Here is a 16349-nt window from a genome sequence, read left to right on the forward strand (position 1 = left end):
AACCAGTTTCGCGTAGGAAATACGCGAAAATAATTAGAGCGGCATAGCCACTCTAGCTTTCGGTCCAAGCTCTGATCAGATGGGTTGCGATGGCGCCGCTTGCCGGTACACGCAGCCCATTTGGATGTGTACCTGCAAGCATGGCACGCACTTCCGCCTTATCGAACCAGCGACCATCTTCCAGTTCAGAACGATCAATGGTGAAGTCGTCAGATACCACTTCCGCATGACAGCCGATCATCAGTGAATAGGGGAAAGGCCAAGGCTGGCTCGCATGATAGCCAACGCGACCAATCGACAGCCCCATTTCCTCAAAGCTTTCACGGCGAACGGCGGCTTCAATCGTCTCGCCATGCTCGATAAAGCCAGCAAGGCAGGAATAAGAACCTGTTGTAAAATGTGGACTGCGTGCCAGAATGCATTTTTCGCCGCGAACGGGCAGCATGATAGCCACGGGATCAGTGCGCGGAAAATGCTCGGCATGACAATTCGTGCAGACGCGCTTGGCACCTCCGGCCCGCATTTCGCTTTCGGTGCCGCAGCGTCCGCAAAAGCGATGATTGCTTTGCCATGCGGTGAGTGCTGCTGCTTGCGCCAGCGCACCGACAATATCCGACGGAACCAGTCCTTCCATATAAATGCTGCGATAATCTTGCGCGCGATAAGGCTGCTCGATTGCATCCGGGTCAAGCGGTGCCATCAATGCCACAATCGGCGCGCCATCCTGCAAACCGAGCAGAATAGGTTCATGCAAATCCGGCGAGAAAACCTGCACTTCAGTGAGCGAGAACAAGGCGCGGGGTGCACTTTCCTGCGTGTAATCAAGCAGAAGCTTATTGCCGCCCAGAACCATCACGCGGGTTTCTGGCAATTCTAGCGCTGTAAAAGCGGAATCGTCCTGTCGTTTTTCGGATAGGCGGTCGATGCGGTTGCCTGCAAAGCCGACGAGGCGGCTCGGCTCAATTTCCGGTAGGTCGTAAAGGCGAAAAGCCATGATATTCTCGGGAAATGTTTTGTAGGGGATCAGAGTGCAGCGCGAATGTCTTCAATCAGCTTTTGCGCTTCAGCATCGCTATAAGGCTCGCGTGTGCCATGCCCCCAGACAGGTCCGGGCCAGCCAGCGTCGCCTTCATTGCGCGCAATCACATGCAGGTGCAACTGGCGCACGATATTCCCCAAAGCGCCCGTATTAACCTTGTCGCAACGGGTGACACTCTTCAAGGCCTGCGAAACGATTGCCGCTTCAAAGGTCAGCATGGTCTGATCAAGCGGCGTCATATCGTGGATTTCGCTCAAACCAGCCCGGCGCGGCACCAGAATAAGCCATGGCCAGCGCTTGTCATTCATCAGCCGCAACTCGCAAAGGCCGAGCGGAGCTACTGAAAAAGTATCGGCATTGAGCCTTTTATCGAGTTCAAACTGTTCCATAGAATAATTCTTATCAGTTTTTTCGTCTCAGCGCTTGCTTTTTGCGCGTCGATTGACGATATGCAGCGTGGGAGGTTGGTGGTGGACGAGCCACTCGCCAACCGGGTCAGGTCCGGAAGGAAGCAGCCCCAACGAGCACGGCACGGGTCATCGTGCCAGCCTCCCACCTTTCTAAAACGATCATGGCTGTTGATGGTTGATAAGCCATCGCCAAAGCCACTTTCGTCTCTGGTCCAAACTGTTTAGAGTTTGTTGATCGGAACAAGCGAACAGAGAACGGAAGGGTCGCAATGGACACAAAATCCGAAACTGGCGCTTATCGCGTTCTCGCCCGCAAATATCGTCCTCAGGATTTCAATGATCTGATCGGCCAGGAGCCGATGGTCCGCACGCTGAAAAATGCGTTCGAGACTGGCCGCATCGCGCAGGCATGGATGCTGACTGGTGTTCGCGGTGTGGGCAAGACCACAACGGCGCGTATTCTGGCGCGTGCGCTCAATTACAAGACTGACACCGTCGATCAGCCGTCGATTGATCTCTCCATTATGGGTGAGCATTGTCAGGCGATCATGGAAGGCCGCCATGTCGATGTGATCGAAATGGATGCGGCCTCACATACGGGTATCGATGACATTCGCGAAATCATCGAGCAGGTGCGCTATCGCCCTGTGTCGGCGCGTTACAAAGTCTATATCATCGACGAAGTGCACATGCTGTCCAATCAGGCCTTCAACGGTCTGTTAAAGACGCTTGAAGAGCCGCCGCCGCATGTGAAATTCATTTTTGCCACCACCGAAATCCGCAAAGTGCCAATCACGGTTCTGTCGCGCTGTCAGCGTTTTGACCTGCGCCGCATTGAATCCGGCACTTTGGCAGCACATTTGCGCCGGATCGCAGAAGCAGAACAAATCGAAGTCGATGATACATCGCTTGCCATGATTGCACGTGCTGGCGAAGGCTCTGCACGCGATTCGCTCTCGATCTTCGATCAGGCGATAGCGCATGGCGCGGGCCATGTCTCGGCGGAAGCCGTGCGCTCCATGCTGGGACTTGCTGACCGTGCGCGCATTATCGATCTGTTTGAAATGCTGATGCGTGGCGATGTTGCTGGCGCTCTCACAGAGTTTCGTGCGCAATATGATGTCGGTGCTGACCCATCGGTCGTGCTGACTGATCTTGCAGATTTCAATCATCTGGTGACGCGCCTGCGCTTCACGCCGGATGTGGCCAATGATGTGACCCTTTCCGAAGATGAGCGCGTGCGTGGCCGCGATTTTGCACAAAAGCTCTCGGTGCGCGTGCTGTCGCGCACATGGCAGATGCTGCTTAAGGGTATTGCGGAAGTCGATACAGCAGCGCGGCCTGTTCAGGCGGCAGAGATGCTGCTGATTCGTCTGGCCCATGCTGCGGATTTGCCGACGCTTGATGAAGCGTTGAAAGGACTGGAAAGCGGTTCTGTGTCAATGCCGCGTCCGCAGCCTTCAGGCAATGCACGGCCAAATGGCGGTTCTCAGCCAGAGGCGCGCGTAAGCGTTGATGCAGTTGGTGCTTCGTCTATGATGCATGCATCAGGTGGTCCCGCAACCGCCATGCGCCTTGTCGAATCACAGCAGCAGCCACATCAACCGCCAGCGCCGCAGCAGTTTGTTGATAACACACCCCAGCCTTCGGTTCCGATTAACAGCCTTGCCGATATTGTACTCCTGGCTGACAAATATCGCGACATGCAGTTTAAGATTTTGGTCAAGAACTGCGTTCGCCTGTCCTCCATTGCAGCTGGAAGGCTCGAAATCGGCCTGACGGATGATGCGCCAAAATCATTGGTAGGCGATATTTCGCAGCGTCTTATGAACTGGACGGGCATTCGCTGGGTGGTGACTGTTGCACGTGATGTTTCGGGGCAAACTGTTGCAGAAGCGGAAACCGAGCGTCGCGATAATCTTGTGACGGATGCACGTGCCGACCCGGATGTTGCCGCTATTCTTGCAGCTTTTCCCGGCGCAAAGATCACAGATGTTCGCATTGCCGTTGCAGAACTAAGCGACGATGACGATATAGACCTTGATACGATTGAAGACGTGCCCGGCGCGCCTTCTGACGATGACTGAACTTTGACAGACGATGGAGTGAACCCATGCGTGACATGATGGGCATGATGAAACAGGCGAAGGAATTGCAGGCCAAGATGAAGGCCATGCAGGACGAGATCGCTGATCTTGAAGCAACCGCTTCTTCGGGTGGTGGTCTTGTTACGGTCACGCTTTCGGGCAAGGGCACCCTGTCTTCGCTTAAGATCGATCCCTCGATGATGAAGGAAGAGGATACTGAAATCCTCGAAGACCTGATCATCGCAGCTCATAATGATGCCAAGGCAAAGCTCGAAGCTGAAATGGCTGAAAAAACCCAATCGCTGACCGCTGGTCTGCCAATTCCTCCGGGCTTCAAGCTGCCATTCTAGAAGATGAGAGGGCAATTATGCTCCCATTTCGTTTTTCTTACTTCCTCATTCTTTAAGCAGTCCAACTTTTAAAACAGCATGTCCAAACGTATCGCCGGCCCCGAAATTGAACGTCTGATCCAGCTTCTGGCGCGAGTGCCGGGACTAGGACCGCGTTCTGCGCGTCGTGCGGCGTTGTACCTCATTAAGAAGAAAGAGGCACTTCTGGTGCCGCTTGGCGGTGCAATGCAAGAAGCGGCCGAAAAGGTTCGTATCTGCTCATGCTGCGGCAATGTCGATACATCCGATCCCTGCACGATCTGCACGGATGATCGCCGCGATCCCGCAATTCTGATTGTCGTGGAAGACGTGTCCGATCTCTGGGCGCTCGAACGCGCTGGCACTATGAATGTGCGTTATCATGTGCTGGGAGGGCGCTTGTCGCCATTGGATGGCATCGGGCCTGATGATCTTAATATCAAAGGTCTGGTCGAGCGTGTCGCCTCTGGCGAGGTCAAAGAAGTGATTCTTGCAGTCAATGCGACTGTCGAAGGACAGACCACCGCGCATTACATCACCGATCAGCTGACGAATTTTGAAGTTCGTGTCACGCGGCTTGCGCATGGCGTGCCAGTGGGTGGCGAGCTTGATTATCTCGATGAAGGAACGCTTGCGGCGGCTCTGCGGGCACGAACTGCACTCTGACATGCAACTTGGGAGAGGTTTATGAAGGCTGCATTCTGGAAGCGAGGCCTGACAACGGTTCTTTGTCTCACTGCATCTCTGTTCGTAACATCTTCCTTTGCCGCTCCATCCAAAGCGCAGATTGAAAGCCAGTATCGCAACTGGATTGAAAAAGATCTCTGGCCAGAGGCAAAAGCAGCCGGTGTTTCGCACCCTGTGTTTGAACAGGCTTTTTCCGGCGTTAGTATTAACTGGAAACTGCCGGATCTGGTTATCCCGGGCGAAAAGCCAACGGGACCAAAAGAGCAGAAGCAGGCCGAGTTCGGCGCTCCGGGCAAATATTTCAATCCTAAAACTGTGGGTGGCGTCACCAGCGGCGGCAAGGCGCGGCTTGGTCAGAATGCAAGCCTGCTCAAAAGTATTGAGCAGCAATATGGCGTGCCGGGCCGCATCGTTGTGGCCATATGGGGTCGCGAGTCGGGCTTTGGCACGGTCAAAATTCCGTACAACGCCTTTGAAGTGCTCGGCACTAAGGCCTTCATGGCAACACGCAAGGATATGTTTCGTCAGGAACTGATTGCAGCGCTCCAGATCACATCGCGCGGTTACATCGCCAATGGCGCGATGAAAAGCTCTTGGGCGGGTGCGCTCGGACAGCCGCAATTCATGCCAACCTCCTATCTCAAACATGCCGTTGATTTTGATGGTGACGGCAAGAGAGACATCTGGAATTCAGTGCCTGATACGCTTGGCTCCATCGCCAATTATCTCAAAATTCATGGCTGGCAGGCGGGACGTGACTGGGGCTATGAAGTCAATGTGCCTCAGAATATTTCCTGTTCTCTGGAAGGGCCAGACCAGGGCAAGACATTTGCCGAATGGGCAAAGCTTGGTATCGCCCGCACCAATGGCAAGGCGTTTCCGGCCAATGAAATGCGCGGCGAGGGCTTTTTGCTCATGCCCGCTGGTCGTTATGGACCGGCCTTTATCGTGACGCCGAATTTCTACGTCATCAAAGATTACAATATGAGCGATCTCTATGCTCTGTTCATCGGCCATATCGGAGATCGCATTGCTTATGGTGCTGGTGATTTTGGGACACCTTGGAGTAATGTCGGCACGATGTATCGCTCCGATATTCTGGCCATGCAAAAGCGCATGCAGGCGCAAGGTTATGATATTGGCAAGGCCGATGGTCTTCCGGGTTTCAAAACACGTCGTTCGATTGGTCTGTGGCAATCAAAAAATGGCATGGCGCCAACCTGTTTTACCCAGCCCGAATTGGTTAAATCAATTCGCTAAAGTGGATTGCCGGGAGCTAAAACTCCCGGCATCGATATTTTAAGCAGCCTTTGTCAGCATGCCATGTGGGTCGAGCACGAATTTTTTTGCAACCCCATGATCGAAGCTTTCATAGCCTTGTGGTGCTTCTTCCAGCGAAATCACCTGCGCATTGACGATCTCGGCAATGTTGAGACGTCCATGCAGAATAGCCTGCATGAGCTGGCGGTTATATTTGACGACGGGCGTCTGACCGGTGTGGAAAGACTGTGCCTTTGCCCAGCCAAGGCCAAAGCGTAAGGAAAGATTTCCTTGCTTGGCAGCACTATCAACCGCACCCGGATCATCGGTCACGTAAAGACCGGGGATGCCGATGGAACCCGCAGGGCGGGTGATCTCCATCATCTGGTTGAGCACGATTGCCGGTTGTTCTCCGCCGCTGTGACCACGTGCTTCAAAGCCCACAGCATCAATGGCGCTATCGACTTCGTTGCTGCCAGTCACTTCGGCAATCATATCGCCGAGACGATCGCTTGCCGACAGATCAATCGGCTCAAAGCCGACCTTGCGCGCATGTTCAAGACGCTCCTTGTTGAAGTCTCCTACCATGACCACTGCGGCACCTAAGATGCGGGCGGAAGCTGCCGCCGCAAGCCCAACCGGGCCAGCACCGGCAACATAGACGATGGAACCCACGCCGACACCCGCCTTAACCGCCCCGTGAAAGCCGGTGGGAAGAATGTCGGAAAGCATGGTCAGATCGCGGATTTTCTCAATGGCCTGCTCGCGATCCGGGAATTTTAACAGATTGAAATCGGCGTAGGGCACCATGACGTAGCGTGCCTGTCCACCGATCCAACCGCCCATATCGACATAACCATAAGCGCCGCCGGCACGTGATGGATTGACGGTAAGGCAAACGCCGGTGTCCTGCGATTTGCAGCATCTGCAGCGTCCGCAGGCTACGTTGAATGGCACGGAAACGATGTCGCCCACTTCGAGCATTTCGACATCACTGCCTTTTTCGATTACTTCGCCGGTGATTTCATGGCCAAGAACCAGCCCCGGCATCGCAGTGGTACGACCGCGCACCATGTGCTGGTCGGAGCCGCAAATATTGGTCGTGATGACTTTCAGAATGACAGCGTGGTCGAGCTTGCGTCCGTCGGGAGCGCTCAACACCGGATCATCAATGTCACGAACTTCAACTTTACCCGGGCGCATATATACAACGCCTCTATTCCTGCTCATGTCTACCTCCTCCAGATCGACGTGCGGATCGTTCCCGATCCGCACATATTGGGCCGGGATGCGCGGGGATATACCCGTGAGCAAAGCCTACAGTGCTTATCAGGCGGGAAGTTGTTCTGTGCGCGACATATGCGGTTCTTTCATCAGCATGTCTGAGAAAGATTTGAGCGCTTTGGTCTGATAGCGATCATTATGCGAAAGCATTAGAAACTGGCGCTGTGGTAGAGAAAAATCGGCTTTAACGAGCGTTCCTGCTGCAAGATGCGGTGCTGCCACCAGTTCCGAAATCGCGGTGACGTAATTGCCGGAAAGCACGGCGGAACAGATTGCTTCATTGGAAGGCAATTCAAGGGCAAGCGCGAGACGCGCTGGATTATAACCCGCGGCGCGCATCGCATCTTCGAACACGCTGCGTGTGCCAGAGCCATGTTCGCGCAAAATCCACTGGCCGCTGAACAAGGTGTCCCATGTGAGCTTCTCAGTTTTATGCCAAATATGATCGGGCTTTGTAACGACGATTAGCTTGTCAGTGCCAACCTTGCGCAGCGAAAGCGTCGATGCCTGCACAGCACCTTCCACAAGCCCGATATCCGCAAGTCCTGCCTCCGTGGCTGCTCTCACGCTTTCAGTGTTGCCAAGTGTCAGCCTCACATCAATCAGCGGATAGGTGGCGTGAAATTGAGCGAGATAAGGCGGAAGCCAATAGCTTGCAATGGTCTGGCTGGCATGAATTGCCAAGAGGCCGCGTTTGCCACCGCCAAGCTCGGACAGCATCCGTTCAGCTGATTGCGCACGAGCCAGTGTTGCGCGGGCTTCTTCGAGGAACAGTTGTCCGTCGCCGGTCAACTCAATCCGCCGACCAATTCGGTTGAAAAGCATCGCGCCATAGCGTTCCTCCAGTATACGAATGGCCGAACTCACTGCCGATGGCGTGAGATGAAGCGCTTCCGATGCCCGCGTCAGGTGCTCGCGTTCAGCAACCTCAATGAAAATGCGTAATTGTTCCAGTGTCATAGCTTCAATCGTTCGATTTTACCGAATGAATTGTGCCATATTATGCGATGGAATGAACAGAAGAAATAATGCATTTGATTGGAAAATATTTCTCAATAACTGAATGCCAATCACATGACCGCCGTAACCACAAACAAATTCCAGAACATTATCCCAGGGCTTGCACTCAGCCTCGCTGTGTCCGCTGTGGCGGTCGGTCTGGAAAAGGTGGAAGAGCATTATACCGGCAAGGCGTGGCTGGAAGCTTTGGTATTGGCAATCCTGCTCGGAACTGCAGTCAGAACGATTTTCCGCCCCGGCAAACAATTTGCCAAAGGCATAAGCTTTTCAGCAAAACTGCTGCTGGAAATTGCGGTCGTGCTTCTTGGTGCATCCATTAGTGCTGGTGCTGTGATAGATGCTGGACCGGGCCTTATCCTTGGGATTGCCTGTGTTGTAGCAATGGCAATTACGTTCAGCTACGGCATTGGGCGCTTGTTAAAGCTGCCGCATCGCATGGCAATTCTCGTTGCTTGCGGCAATTCCATTTGCGGCAACTCGGCAATTGCCGCCACCGCACCGGTCATCGGCGCAGACAGTGAAGATGTAGCCGCCTCCATCGCATTCACGGCCATTCTGGGGGTTGTTGTGGTGCTGCTTCTGCCGCTGCTGGTGCCATTGCTGGGGTTGTCTTTTACACAATATGGCGTTCTTGCCGGACTGACGGTCTATGCCGTGCCGCAAGTCCTGGCAGCAACCGCTCCCGTTGCTGCTATCAGCGTTCAGCTTGGAACATTGGTCAAGCTCGTTCGTGTTCTGATGCTGGGGCCCGTTATTCTTGCGCTTTCCGTAGTGGCTGGTAACAAGGATACGGATGTAAAGCCCGGCTTTCTGCAACTCGTGCCATGGTTCATCATCGGTTTTTTGGCCATGATGGCACTGCGGTCGCTACACCTAATCCCGGAAACTGTTCTTCCCGGTATCCAGTTTGCGTCCGCTGCACTGACAATCATTTCGATGGCGGCTCTTGGACTGGGTGTTGATATACGCTCGGTAGCGTCCGCCGGCGGACGCGTCACGCTGGCAGCAATCCTATCATTGCTTGTTTTGGGCACCATAAGCCTCGGACTGATCCATTTGATCGGGATCGTGTGAGTATGCTTAAGGTTTTATGTTTTGGCTTTGAGGAGCGGCCAGGTTAAACGGCCACTCCTCCAGATAGCCATTCGCTAGAAGCTTAGAACTTGTAGGCGACACCAATGCGAACATCATTGGTGGAGAGCTTGCGACTGAAATTCGTTGAATTATTCAGATTGTAGTTTTGCTTACCAAAGTCCGTATAGCGGTATTCAAGACGCAGAACCACATTATCGGTTGCGGCATAGTCGATACCGCCGCCAACTGTCCAGCCTGCACGCGTTTTGTCGCTTTTAAAGCCGGAGTCATCTGTCTTCAGCGTGTCTTTAATGCCAGCAAATGCCACGCCGCCTGCAACGTAAGGAAGGAAGCGATCCATCGCATACCCAACACGTGCACGCGCTGCACCTGCCCAGCGGGTCTTGGTTGTGGCATATGTGGAATAGCCAGACATGTCCTTTGCATTTCCTTTGCCAAAATTGCTCGTGGCGTCAAGTTCAGTGCCTAAAATAACGTTGTTTCCGACGTTGAAATTATAGCCGGTGTAAATTCCGCCAACGAAACCCTTGCTCGTGGCTTTAGTTTCGGGAGTGTTTGCGTAGGAATATTTACCCTTCAACATCGAATAGTCGATCTGTCCGCCGATATATGCGCCGCTCCAGCTAAAAGCAGGTGCGACATAAACCGGAATCGGATCCTGAATTGCAACAGCATCAGCTGCAAAAGCGCCTGATGCAAGGGTTGTAAGCAAAATTGAAGAGCTAACTATAAAAAAATGTCTCATGCAAAAACTCCATGTAGCACGCTAGTATATTTTTTAGACGCAATGAATTCGCACAGGTAAATTTATTCATCAACGGCAATTCTGTGCCTGCTAATTTAGGGGTTAGGCAAATAGAAAAAGCCCGCCAATGGCGGGCTTTCTCATGTTTTTGTAAAGGTCTTAACCGAGTTAGTTGGTTTCCGACTTCTTCATTGCTGCCGCAAGAATGTCGCCGAGCGAAGCGCCGGAGTCGGTCGATCCGTACTGAGCGACTGCTTCTTTTTCTTCAGCGATTTCGAGCGCCTTGATCGAGACCTGCAGCTTGCGGGTCTTCTTGTCGAAAGCGATGACGCGAGCGTCAACCTTCTGACCAACCGAGAAGCGTTCTGTACGCTGTTCGTCACGATCACGCGACAGATCCGAACGCTTGATGAAGCTATCGAGATCATGGTCAATGAGACGGACTTCAAGGCCACCATCGGTAACAGCTGTGACTTCACAGGTTACAACGGCGTTCTTGCGCAGTTCACCCGAAGCTGCTGCTTCGCCGACCTTGTCGCCGGAAAGCTGCTTGATGCCGAGCGAGATACGTTCCTTTTCGATGTCAACGTCGAGAACAACGGCTTTAACAACTTCGCCCTTGTTGTACTCTTCGATGACCTGTTCGCCTGGGCGGTTCCAGTCGAGATCGGAAAGGTGAACCATGCCGTCAACGTCGCCGTCGAGACCAATGAACAGGCCGAATTCGGTCTTGTTCTTGACTTCGCCTTCAACGATTGTGCCCTGTGGGTACTTGTCAGCAAAAGTCGTCCATGGGTTGTCGAGGGTCTGCTTGAGACCGAGGGAGATGCGGCGCTTAACCGGATCAACTTCGAGCACAACGACTTCGACTTCCTGAGTGGTCGACAGGATTTTGCCTGGATGTACGTTCTTCTTGGTCCACGACATTTCTGAAACGTGGATCAGACCTTCGATGCCTGGCTCGATTTCGACAAATGCGCCGTAATCGGTGATGTTGGTTACAGTACCCGTGATCTTTTTGCCGATCGGGTACTTCGCACCAATGCCATCCCAAGGATCGTTCTCAAGCTGCTTCATGCCGAGCGAGATACGATGCGTTTCCTGGTTGATACGGATGATCTGCACCTTGACCGACTGGCCGATGGTGAGGATTTCCGAAGGATGGTTGACGCGGCGCCATGCCATGTCGGTCACGTGCAGGAGGCCGTCGATGCCGCCGAGATCAACGAACGCACCGTAATCGGTGATGTTCTTGACAACGCCGTCAACAACCTGACCTTCTTCAAGGTTCTGAACGATTTCCGAACGCTGTTCCGCACGGCTTTCTTCAAGAACGGTACGACGCGAGACAACGATGTTGCCGCGACGCTTGTCCATCTTGAGGATTTCGAAAGGCTGTGGGACGTGCATAAGTGGGGTAACGTCGCGGATTGGACGAATGTCCACCTGCGAACGTGGAAGGAACGCAACTGCGCCGTCCAGATCGACGGTGAAACCACCCTTGACCTGGTTGAAGATGACGCCGTCGACGCGTTCGCTGTTTGCGAACTTCTGCTCGAGCTTGCCCCAGCTTTCTTCACGACGTGCTTTTTCGCGCGACAGAACAGCTTCGCCGAGTGCGTTTTCGATGCGCTCAACGTAAACTTCAACTTCGTCGCCCGGCTTCATTGAGCCGTCTTTGCCCTTCGCGCCGAATTCCTTCAGCGGTACGCGACCTTCGACCTTCAGGCCGGCATCGATGATTGCCATGTCTTTTTCGATGGCAACGATGCGACCCTTTACAACATAACCTTCTGCAAGGTCATTGTTGGCAAAGGATTCAGCCAGCAGCGATTCGAAGTCTGCGAGGGAGGGATTGAATTCAGACATAAATACTCCTGATGCATCCGGTATAAATCAACATCGGATGCGGCGCCGGGGGTTAGAGTTGCGTTAGGCCTGTCCTTCGGCTCCGTCCTTTTGGGACAACCGGCGCGTGGAACGCGAAGTCAGGTTATAAAGATGAGTAAGCCCCATATAGGAACAAACTCAGAATTCTCCAGCATTTCTGGGCGTATCATATCAGAAAACCGTGCGGTTTTCTCAATATTATGCCTGATGCTGCGCTAAAGCGTGATCGATCAGCTTTTTCGCTGCCAGAAATGCCGCTTCTATACTCATTTTACTCGTATCTAGCAAGTGCGCGTCTTCCGCTGGTCTGAGCGGCGAATCCGTGCGGTTCGTATCACGGTCGTCTCGCTTTTTAAGATCAGCCAGAATTTCATCGAAATCGGATGCTCCGCCCCTCGAAATGATTTCGTCAAAACGGCGTTGTGCACGCACCTCCGGCGATGCAGTCACGAAAAGCTTGATCTGAGCACCCGGGCAGACAACGGTTCCAATATCGCGACCATCCAGCACGCTTGAAGGCAAGGCATTGGCAAAACCGCGTTGCGCTTCAACGAGTGCGCGGCGCACGGCGGGCATCACTGCCACTTTGGATGCAGCATCACCAATGGTGTGGGCCGAAAGTACGGCCTTATCCATGTCATGCAGATTGAGATGAAGCGCCACATCAGCTGCAACTGCTTCATCATCAAGCGGCAACCCCTGATCAAGCAGCGCTTTGGCAACCGCACGATAGGTCAGGCCGGTATCGAGATGCGGCATGCCGTAATGAATGGCAATGCGCCGGGCTAGGGTTCCCTTGCCCGAGGCTGCTGGTCCGTCGATGGCTACGACGAAACTTGTCATTGCGGCTCGCTGACTTCGATTTTCGCACCAAGGCCCGGCATCATGGTCATGAATTCGGGGAACGAGGTCGCAATCATCGTGCTGTCGTCAACGGTAACCGGCTTTTCTGCGGCCAGCCCCATGACAAGGAAGCTCATTGCAATGCGGTGATCAAGATGCGTTGCAACCGTGCCGCCACCCAAGCCTTTGCCGTCGGGACGACCGCGAACCGTGAGCGACATCTCGCCTTCGGTGCAATCAACGCCATTGGCTTCTAGGCCACGCGCAACTGCTGCAAGACGATCTGATTCTTTCACGCGCAACTCATCGAGACCGTCCATGACGGTTTCCCCTTCGGCAAAGGATGCAGCAATCGCCAGAACCGGATACTCGTCAATCATCGACGGAGCGCGTTCCGGTGGAACCACGACGCCCTTGAGCTTTGATGATTTTACGCGCAGATCAGCCACATCTTCACCACCAGCAAGGCGCGGATTGATGATTTCAATGTCGGCGCCCATTTCCTGCAATGTCAGGATAAGCCCGGTGCGGGTCGGGTTCATCAGAACATTGAGAATTGTTACGTCCGAGCCTTCGACCAGCAGAGCCGCAACAAGCGGGAAGGCGGTTGAGGACGGATCGCCTGGCACATCAATGGTCTGGCCGGTCAGCTTGCCCTGTCCGACGATACGGATATGGCGCACGCCGTCCTTGTCTGTCTCAACTGTGAGATCAGCACCAAAGCCCTGCAACATTTTTTCCGTGTGATCGCGGGTCATGACCGGTTCGATGACGGTCGTAACGCCCGGCGTATTCAGACCCGCAAGCAGAACAGCGGATTTAACCTGCGCAGACGCCATTGGCACGCGATAGCTGATTGGGTTTGCAGTTTTTGGACCGGTCAGCGTTAGCGGCAGGCGGTCACCTTCGGCAGCCTTTACCTGAACGCCCATCTCGCGCAGCGGATTGAGCACACGGCCCATCGGACGCGAGGTCAGCGATGCGTCGCCAATAAAGGTTGTTGTCATGTCGTAAGTTCCGACAAGTCCCATGGTCAGGCGAGCGCCGGTTCCGGCATTGCCGAAATCGAGTGGTGATTCTGGTTGCAACAGGCAACCATTGCCGACACCATTGATGATCCAGACATCGCCGTCTTTGCGAATCTTGGCACCCATGGCCTGCATGGCACGGCCAGTGTTGATGACATCTTCGCCTTCAAGCAGGCCGGTGATGCGGGTTTCACCTGATGCGAGACCACCGAACATAAAAGAGCGATGGGATATGGATTTGTCGCCCGGAATGCGGATTTCACCCTTGAGTGCCTCTGAACGGCGGGCGATTGCTGGTTTCGGGGATGCAGAATGGGACATAGAGTCTTCACTGTCTCATTTGGGCGTTATTCACGCGGGATTGATCAAAGCGGCAGCTTCCTAGCACAGGAACTGGGCCGGGTCATCCGCCAATGCGCGTTTTGATTGCTTCTAAGCGGTTAGAATGAGTCTTTCGCTTTGACAAAAGCTGTAAATTGCGTTTATGCACCAAACAACACGGTAAGGTGCGCCTTACGCATGTATTGGCCTCTTGTGCGGCAGGCAGATTGCCCGCAAAATGCCAAAGCAGATAAGCTGGCGTTCGCTGACACTATGTTGGCGTGATGAGAGCATAGCAGGCGCGGTTTTCTGAATGAATTTGTGCCCCCGTATAAATTGACGAGGCTAGACGTGGCAAAAACTGAACTTGGTACCAAGCGCATTGACCCTGAAACGGGCAAAAAGTTTTACGATCTCAATCGCGATCCGATTGTTTCGCCGTATAGTGGCATTTCTTATCCGCGGTCGTATTTTGAAGCGACCATAGCGGAAAGCCGTGCGGCCGAAGCGGAAGAAGAAGAAACCGAAGAGCTCGATACAGCACTCGAAAAGCCGGAATTCGTTTCCCTCGAGGATGCGGATGACGAAGCCAAGGGTGGCGAAGACCTGCCGGATCTCGACGACGATGTCGATCTGGGCGATGACGATGAAGACACCTTCCTCGAAGAAGAAGAAGATGAAGACGACGACGTTTCCGGTATTCTGGGCGGCGGCGTTGGCGGTGACGACGAAGAAGTTTAACCCCCTTCATTGATGAATTTAATCAAGGCGGCCCTCAAGCCGCCTTGTTGCGTTTGAGGCAAACGCGTTGAGCGATTTGATAATCGGCAAATTATTTTTGGCAGATGTGAAAAGAGTTGCCATTTAGCTCTTGATCTTCTGTAACTTGCCCTTTAATAACCCGCGTCAACGGGCAGCAAATTCTGTCTGATGGGGCCATAGCTCAGCTGGGAGAGCGCTTGCATGGCATGCAAGAGGTCAGCGGTTCGATCCCGCTTGGCTCCACCAAATTTCCTCATAATACTCTATAAGAAGCCCATTAAGATTTAGCCTATCCGTTTCACATTCGGGAGAAGTTTCTCTCGACTTTTATTTCAATGTTGCTAGTGAAGCTTCATCGAAATAATTGTTAGTGATTGGTTGGGTGAAAAGACTTCCTGATTTCGATGGTCTGCGGTTTCTACTGTGTCTCGGGATTGCAGCATTCCATTATTCTTTTCGCATCCCTGTGAAAAACGCCCCACTGCAAGATATTATATTACAGTTTGCTTATTTTACCGATGTGTTTTTTATTGTGTCAGGTCTGTTTCTTGCGAGAAGGCAGAATTACGTCTGGCATAGACGGCAATATCTTGGTTTTATTGGCAAGCGTCTGGCACGGATTTATCCGCTGCACGCCATAACCTTTGCCTGCTTTGCCCTTTTGTCAGTCTTGACCGCAGCTGGTATTCTTCACCCTTCCTCTGAACCCAATATGAGTGTGTCAGACGGGCTCACACAATTGCTGCTCATTCATGATTGGGGGCTTGGAAAGACACTCTCTTATAATTATGTCAGCTGGTCTTTGAGCGCACTTTTCTTGATGTATCTCTGCTTTCCCTTGTTCGATTTTCTTTGCCGCAGGCTTGGGAATTCTGTTCTCGTAATTGTCATCCTTGCTGTGACGATTGGAGAGTATCTGGCACAGAGGCTGGGTACACCTTCGCTTACCCGCATTCAATTGGCTGATGTGGGTGCGCTGCGGGCGCTTCCTTCTTTCCTTTTCGGCATGTGGCTTGCGCGCCGTGCGCATCCGATAATGCCTGTCCTTGCGATCAAGCTGGGCCTCGCCGTTTGTGTGATCATTTTTCTATTTTACCATCTGCCAGCTATGGTAGGCGAACTCAGCACGCTCGAAGGACCGTTGCGGCTGGCTTTCCTTTATTGTGGCGTTTACGTGCTCTATATCGCATCTACTCAGGATGTTTACACACCACTGCAACTGCCTGTTCTGGTGCGGCTTGCGCCTTACAGCTTTGGTATTTTCATTCTTCATCCATTGGTAGGGTTGGTTTTCTTCAACGCTCTTCCGCAACATTGGGGAGAAACGACCATAGGTGCTGTGCTGCTAATTGCGGGTGGCGTCGCAGCCAGCGTCATTATAGCTTTTATAGCCTGGCATATTTTCGAAAATCCTATCAATCGCTGGCTGGTCATTCGGATAAACCGATGGGTCAACCGGGATACCGACAAGGAAAAGCTTCTTGGTTCAGGATAATCAGCGCGATAGTGT

15 protein-coding genes, 1 tRNA gene and 1 other RNA gene are annotated in these 16349 nt (G+C 53.2%); 9 read left to right on the forward strand and 8 right to left on the reverse strand.

Annotated elements, in window-relative coordinates:
* Nucleotides 1–52: 52 nt before the first annotated feature.
* Nucleotides 53–994: an NAD(+) diphosphatase gene (gene nudC, locus CEV31_RS05700; RefSeq protein ID WP_094506033.1), complete on the reverse strand. Its 942-nt coding sequence runs from the start codon at nt 992–994 to the stop codon at nt 53–55.
* Between the two features lie 29 nt (nt 995–1023).
* On the reverse strand, nt 1024–1428 hold the full coding sequence (locus tag CEV31_RS05705; RefSeq protein WP_094506035.1) for an HIT domain-containing protein: 405 nt from the start codon (nt 1426–1428) through the stop codon (nt 1024–1026).
* 70 nt (nt 1429–1498) lie between these two features.
* Between CEV31_RS05705 and ffs the strand changes: the two genes are divergently transcribed.
* The 5 genes from ffs (at nt 1499) to CEV31_RS05730 (ending at nt 5851) form a co-directional block, all read left to right on the forward strand.
* Nucleotides 1499–1595: signal recognition particle sRNA small type (gene ffs / locus CEV31_RS05710), an RNA gene on the forward strand.
* A 39-nt stretch (nt 1596–1634) separates the two neighbouring features.
* The gene (locus CEV31_RS05715; RefSeq protein WP_094506037.1) at nt 1635–3536 is read left to right on the forward strand and encodes a DNA polymerase III subunit gamma/tau; all 1902 of its coding nucleotides are present in this window, start codon (nt 1635–1637) and stop codon (nt 3534–3536) included.
* A gap of 26 nt (nt 3537–3562) precedes the next feature.
* Nucleotides 3563–3886, forward strand: coding sequence for a YbaB/EbfC family nucleoid-associated protein (locus tag CEV31_RS05720; protein ID WP_094506038.1), 324 nt, complete (start codon nt 3563–3565; stop codon nt 3884–3886).
* Between the two features lie 78 nt (nt 3887–3964).
* Nucleotides 3965–4570 (forward strand): recombination mediator RecR, encoded by a 606-nt coding sequence (recR, locus tag CEV31_RS05725; RefSeq protein WP_094506039.1) that lies wholly within the window; start codon nt 3965–3967, stop codon nt 4568–4570.
* Nucleotides 4571–4591: 21 nt separating this feature from the next.
* Nucleotides 4592–5851 (forward strand): lytic murein transglycosylase, encoded by a 1260-nt coding sequence (locus CEV31_RS05730; protein WP_094506041.1) that lies wholly within the window; start codon nt 4592–4594, stop codon nt 5849–5851.
* 39 nt (nt 5852–5890) lie between these two features.
* Here CEV31_RS05730 and fdhA read toward each other — a convergent pair whose 3' ends face one another.
* A complete protein-coding gene (fdhA, locus tag CEV31_RS05735; protein WP_094506042.1) occupies nt 5891–7081 on the reverse strand; it encodes a formaldehyde dehydrogenase, glutathione-independent in 1191 nt (396 codons plus the stop codon).
* Nucleotides 7082–7180: 99 nt separating this feature from the next.
* A complete protein-coding gene (locus CEV31_RS05740; protein ID WP_094506044.1) occupies nt 7181–8095 on the reverse strand; it encodes a LysR substrate-binding domain-containing protein in 915 nt (304 codons plus the stop codon).
* A 114-nt stretch (nt 8096–8209) separates the two neighbouring features.
* Here CEV31_RS05740 and CEV31_RS05745 point away from each other — a divergent pair, with 114 nt between their 5' ends.
* Nucleotides 8210–9229 (forward strand): YeiH family protein, encoded by a 1020-nt coding sequence (locus tag CEV31_RS05745; RefSeq protein ID WP_094506045.1) that lies wholly within the window; start codon nt 8210–8212, stop codon nt 9227–9229.
* A gap of 82 nt (nt 9230–9311) precedes the next feature.
* On the opposite strand, the gene CEV31_RS05750 is transcribed toward CEV31_RS05745, so the two are convergent.
* The 4 genes from CEV31_RS05750 to aroA all read right to left on the reverse strand — a co-directional run bounded on the left by CEV31_RS05750 (nt 9312) and on the right by aroA (nt 14077).
* The gene (locus tag CEV31_RS05750; RefSeq protein WP_094506047.1) at nt 9312–9995 is read right to left on the reverse strand and encodes an outer membrane protein; all 684 of its coding nucleotides are present in this window, start codon (nt 9993–9995) and stop codon (nt 9312–9314) included.
* 168 nt (nt 9996–10163) lie between these two features.
* Nucleotides 10164–11864 (reverse strand): 30S ribosomal protein S1, encoded by a 1701-nt coding sequence (rpsA, locus tag CEV31_RS05755; RefSeq protein WP_094506048.1) that lies wholly within the window; start codon nt 11862–11864, stop codon nt 10164–10166.
* Between the two features lie 219 nt (nt 11865–12083).
* The gene (gene cmk / locus CEV31_RS05760) at nt 12084–12728 is read right to left on the reverse strand and encodes a (d)CMP kinase (protein ID WP_094506049.1); all 645 of its coding nucleotides are present in this window, start codon (nt 12726–12728) and stop codon (nt 12084–12086) included.
* Nucleotides 12725–14077: a 3-phosphoshikimate 1-carboxyvinyltransferase gene (gene aroA / locus CEV31_RS05765; protein WP_094506051.1), complete on the reverse strand. Its 1353-nt coding sequence runs from the start codon at nt 14075–14077 to the stop codon at nt 12725–12727. The genes cmk and aroA overlap by 4 nt, the downstream gene beginning before the upstream one ends.
* Before the next feature lie 351 nt (nt 14078–14428).
* On the opposite strand from aroA, the gene CEV31_RS05770 reads away from it, so the two are divergent.
* The 3 genes from CEV31_RS05770 (at nt 14429) to CEV31_RS05780 (ending at nt 16334) form a co-directional block, all read left to right on the forward strand.
* Nucleotides 14429–14818, forward strand: coding sequence for a TIGR02300 family protein (locus CEV31_RS05770; protein ID WP_094506052.1), 390 nt, complete (start codon nt 14429–14431; stop codon nt 14816–14818).
* A gap of 191 nt (nt 14819–15009) precedes the next feature.
* Nucleotides 15010–15085: transfer RNA gene (locus CEV31_RS05775), tRNA-Ala, on the forward strand.
* 136 nt (nt 15086–15221) lie between these two features.
* Entirely contained in the window at nt 15222–16334 is a 1113-nt protein-coding gene (locus CEV31_RS05780; protein WP_094506527.1) for an acyltransferase family protein, read from the forward strand.
* Nucleotides 16335–16349 lie beyond the last annotated feature (15 nt).

Source organism: Brucella thiophenivorans (assembly GCF_002252445.1).
In the GTDB taxonomy this organism is placed as follows: Bacteria; Pseudomonadota; Alphaproteobacteria; order Rhizobiales; family Rhizobiaceae; genus Brucella; species Brucella thiophenivorans.

Bases quoted from the DNA above. Each gene is read 5' to 3' on its own strand.
- CEV31_RS05730 (WP_094506041.1), top strand. From the start codon at position 4,592: ATGAAGGCTGCATTCTGGAAGCGAGGCCTGACAACGGTTCTTTGTCTC.
- recR (WP_094506039.1), top strand. From the start codon at position 3,965: ATGTCCAAACGTATCGCCGGCCCCGAAATTGAACGTCTGATCCAGCTT.
- CEV31_RS05705 (WP_094506035.1), bottom strand. From the start codon at position 1,428: ATGGAACAGTTTGAACTCGATAAAAGGCTCAATGCCGATACTTTTTCA.
- CEV31_RS05750 (WP_094506047.1), bottom strand. From the start codon at position 9,995: ATGAGACATTTTTTTATAGTTAGCTCTTCAATTTTGCTTACAACCCTT.
- aroA (WP_094506051.1), bottom strand. From the start codon at position 14,077: ATGTCCCATTCTGCATCCCCGAAACCAGCAATCGCCCGCCGTTCAGAG.
- cmk (WP_094506049.1), bottom strand. From the start codon at position 12,728: ATGACAAGTTTCGTCGTAGCCATCGACGGACCAGCAGCCTCGGGCAAG.
- CEV31_RS05740 (WP_094506044.1), bottom strand. From the start codon at position 8,095: ATGACACTGGAACAATTACGCATTTTCATTGAGGTTGCTGAACGCGAG.
- nudC (WP_094506033.1), bottom strand. From the start codon at position 994: ATGGCTTTTCGCCTTTACGACCTACCGGAAATTGAGCCGAGCCGCCTC.
- rpsA (WP_094506048.1), bottom strand. From the start codon at position 11,864: ATGTCTGAATTCAATCCCTCCCTCGCAGACTTCGAATCGCTGCTGGCT.
- CEV31_RS05720 (WP_094506038.1), top strand. From the start codon at position 3,563: ATGCGTGACATGATGGGCATGATGAAACAGGCGAAGGAATTGCAGGCC.
- CEV31_RS05745 (WP_094506045.1), top strand. From the start codon at position 8,210: ATGACCGCCGTAACCACAAACAAATTCCAGAACATTATCCCAGGGCTT.
- fdhA (WP_094506042.1), bottom strand. From the start codon at position 7,081: ATGAGCAGGAATAGAGGCGTTGTATATATGCGCCCGGGTAAAGTTGAA.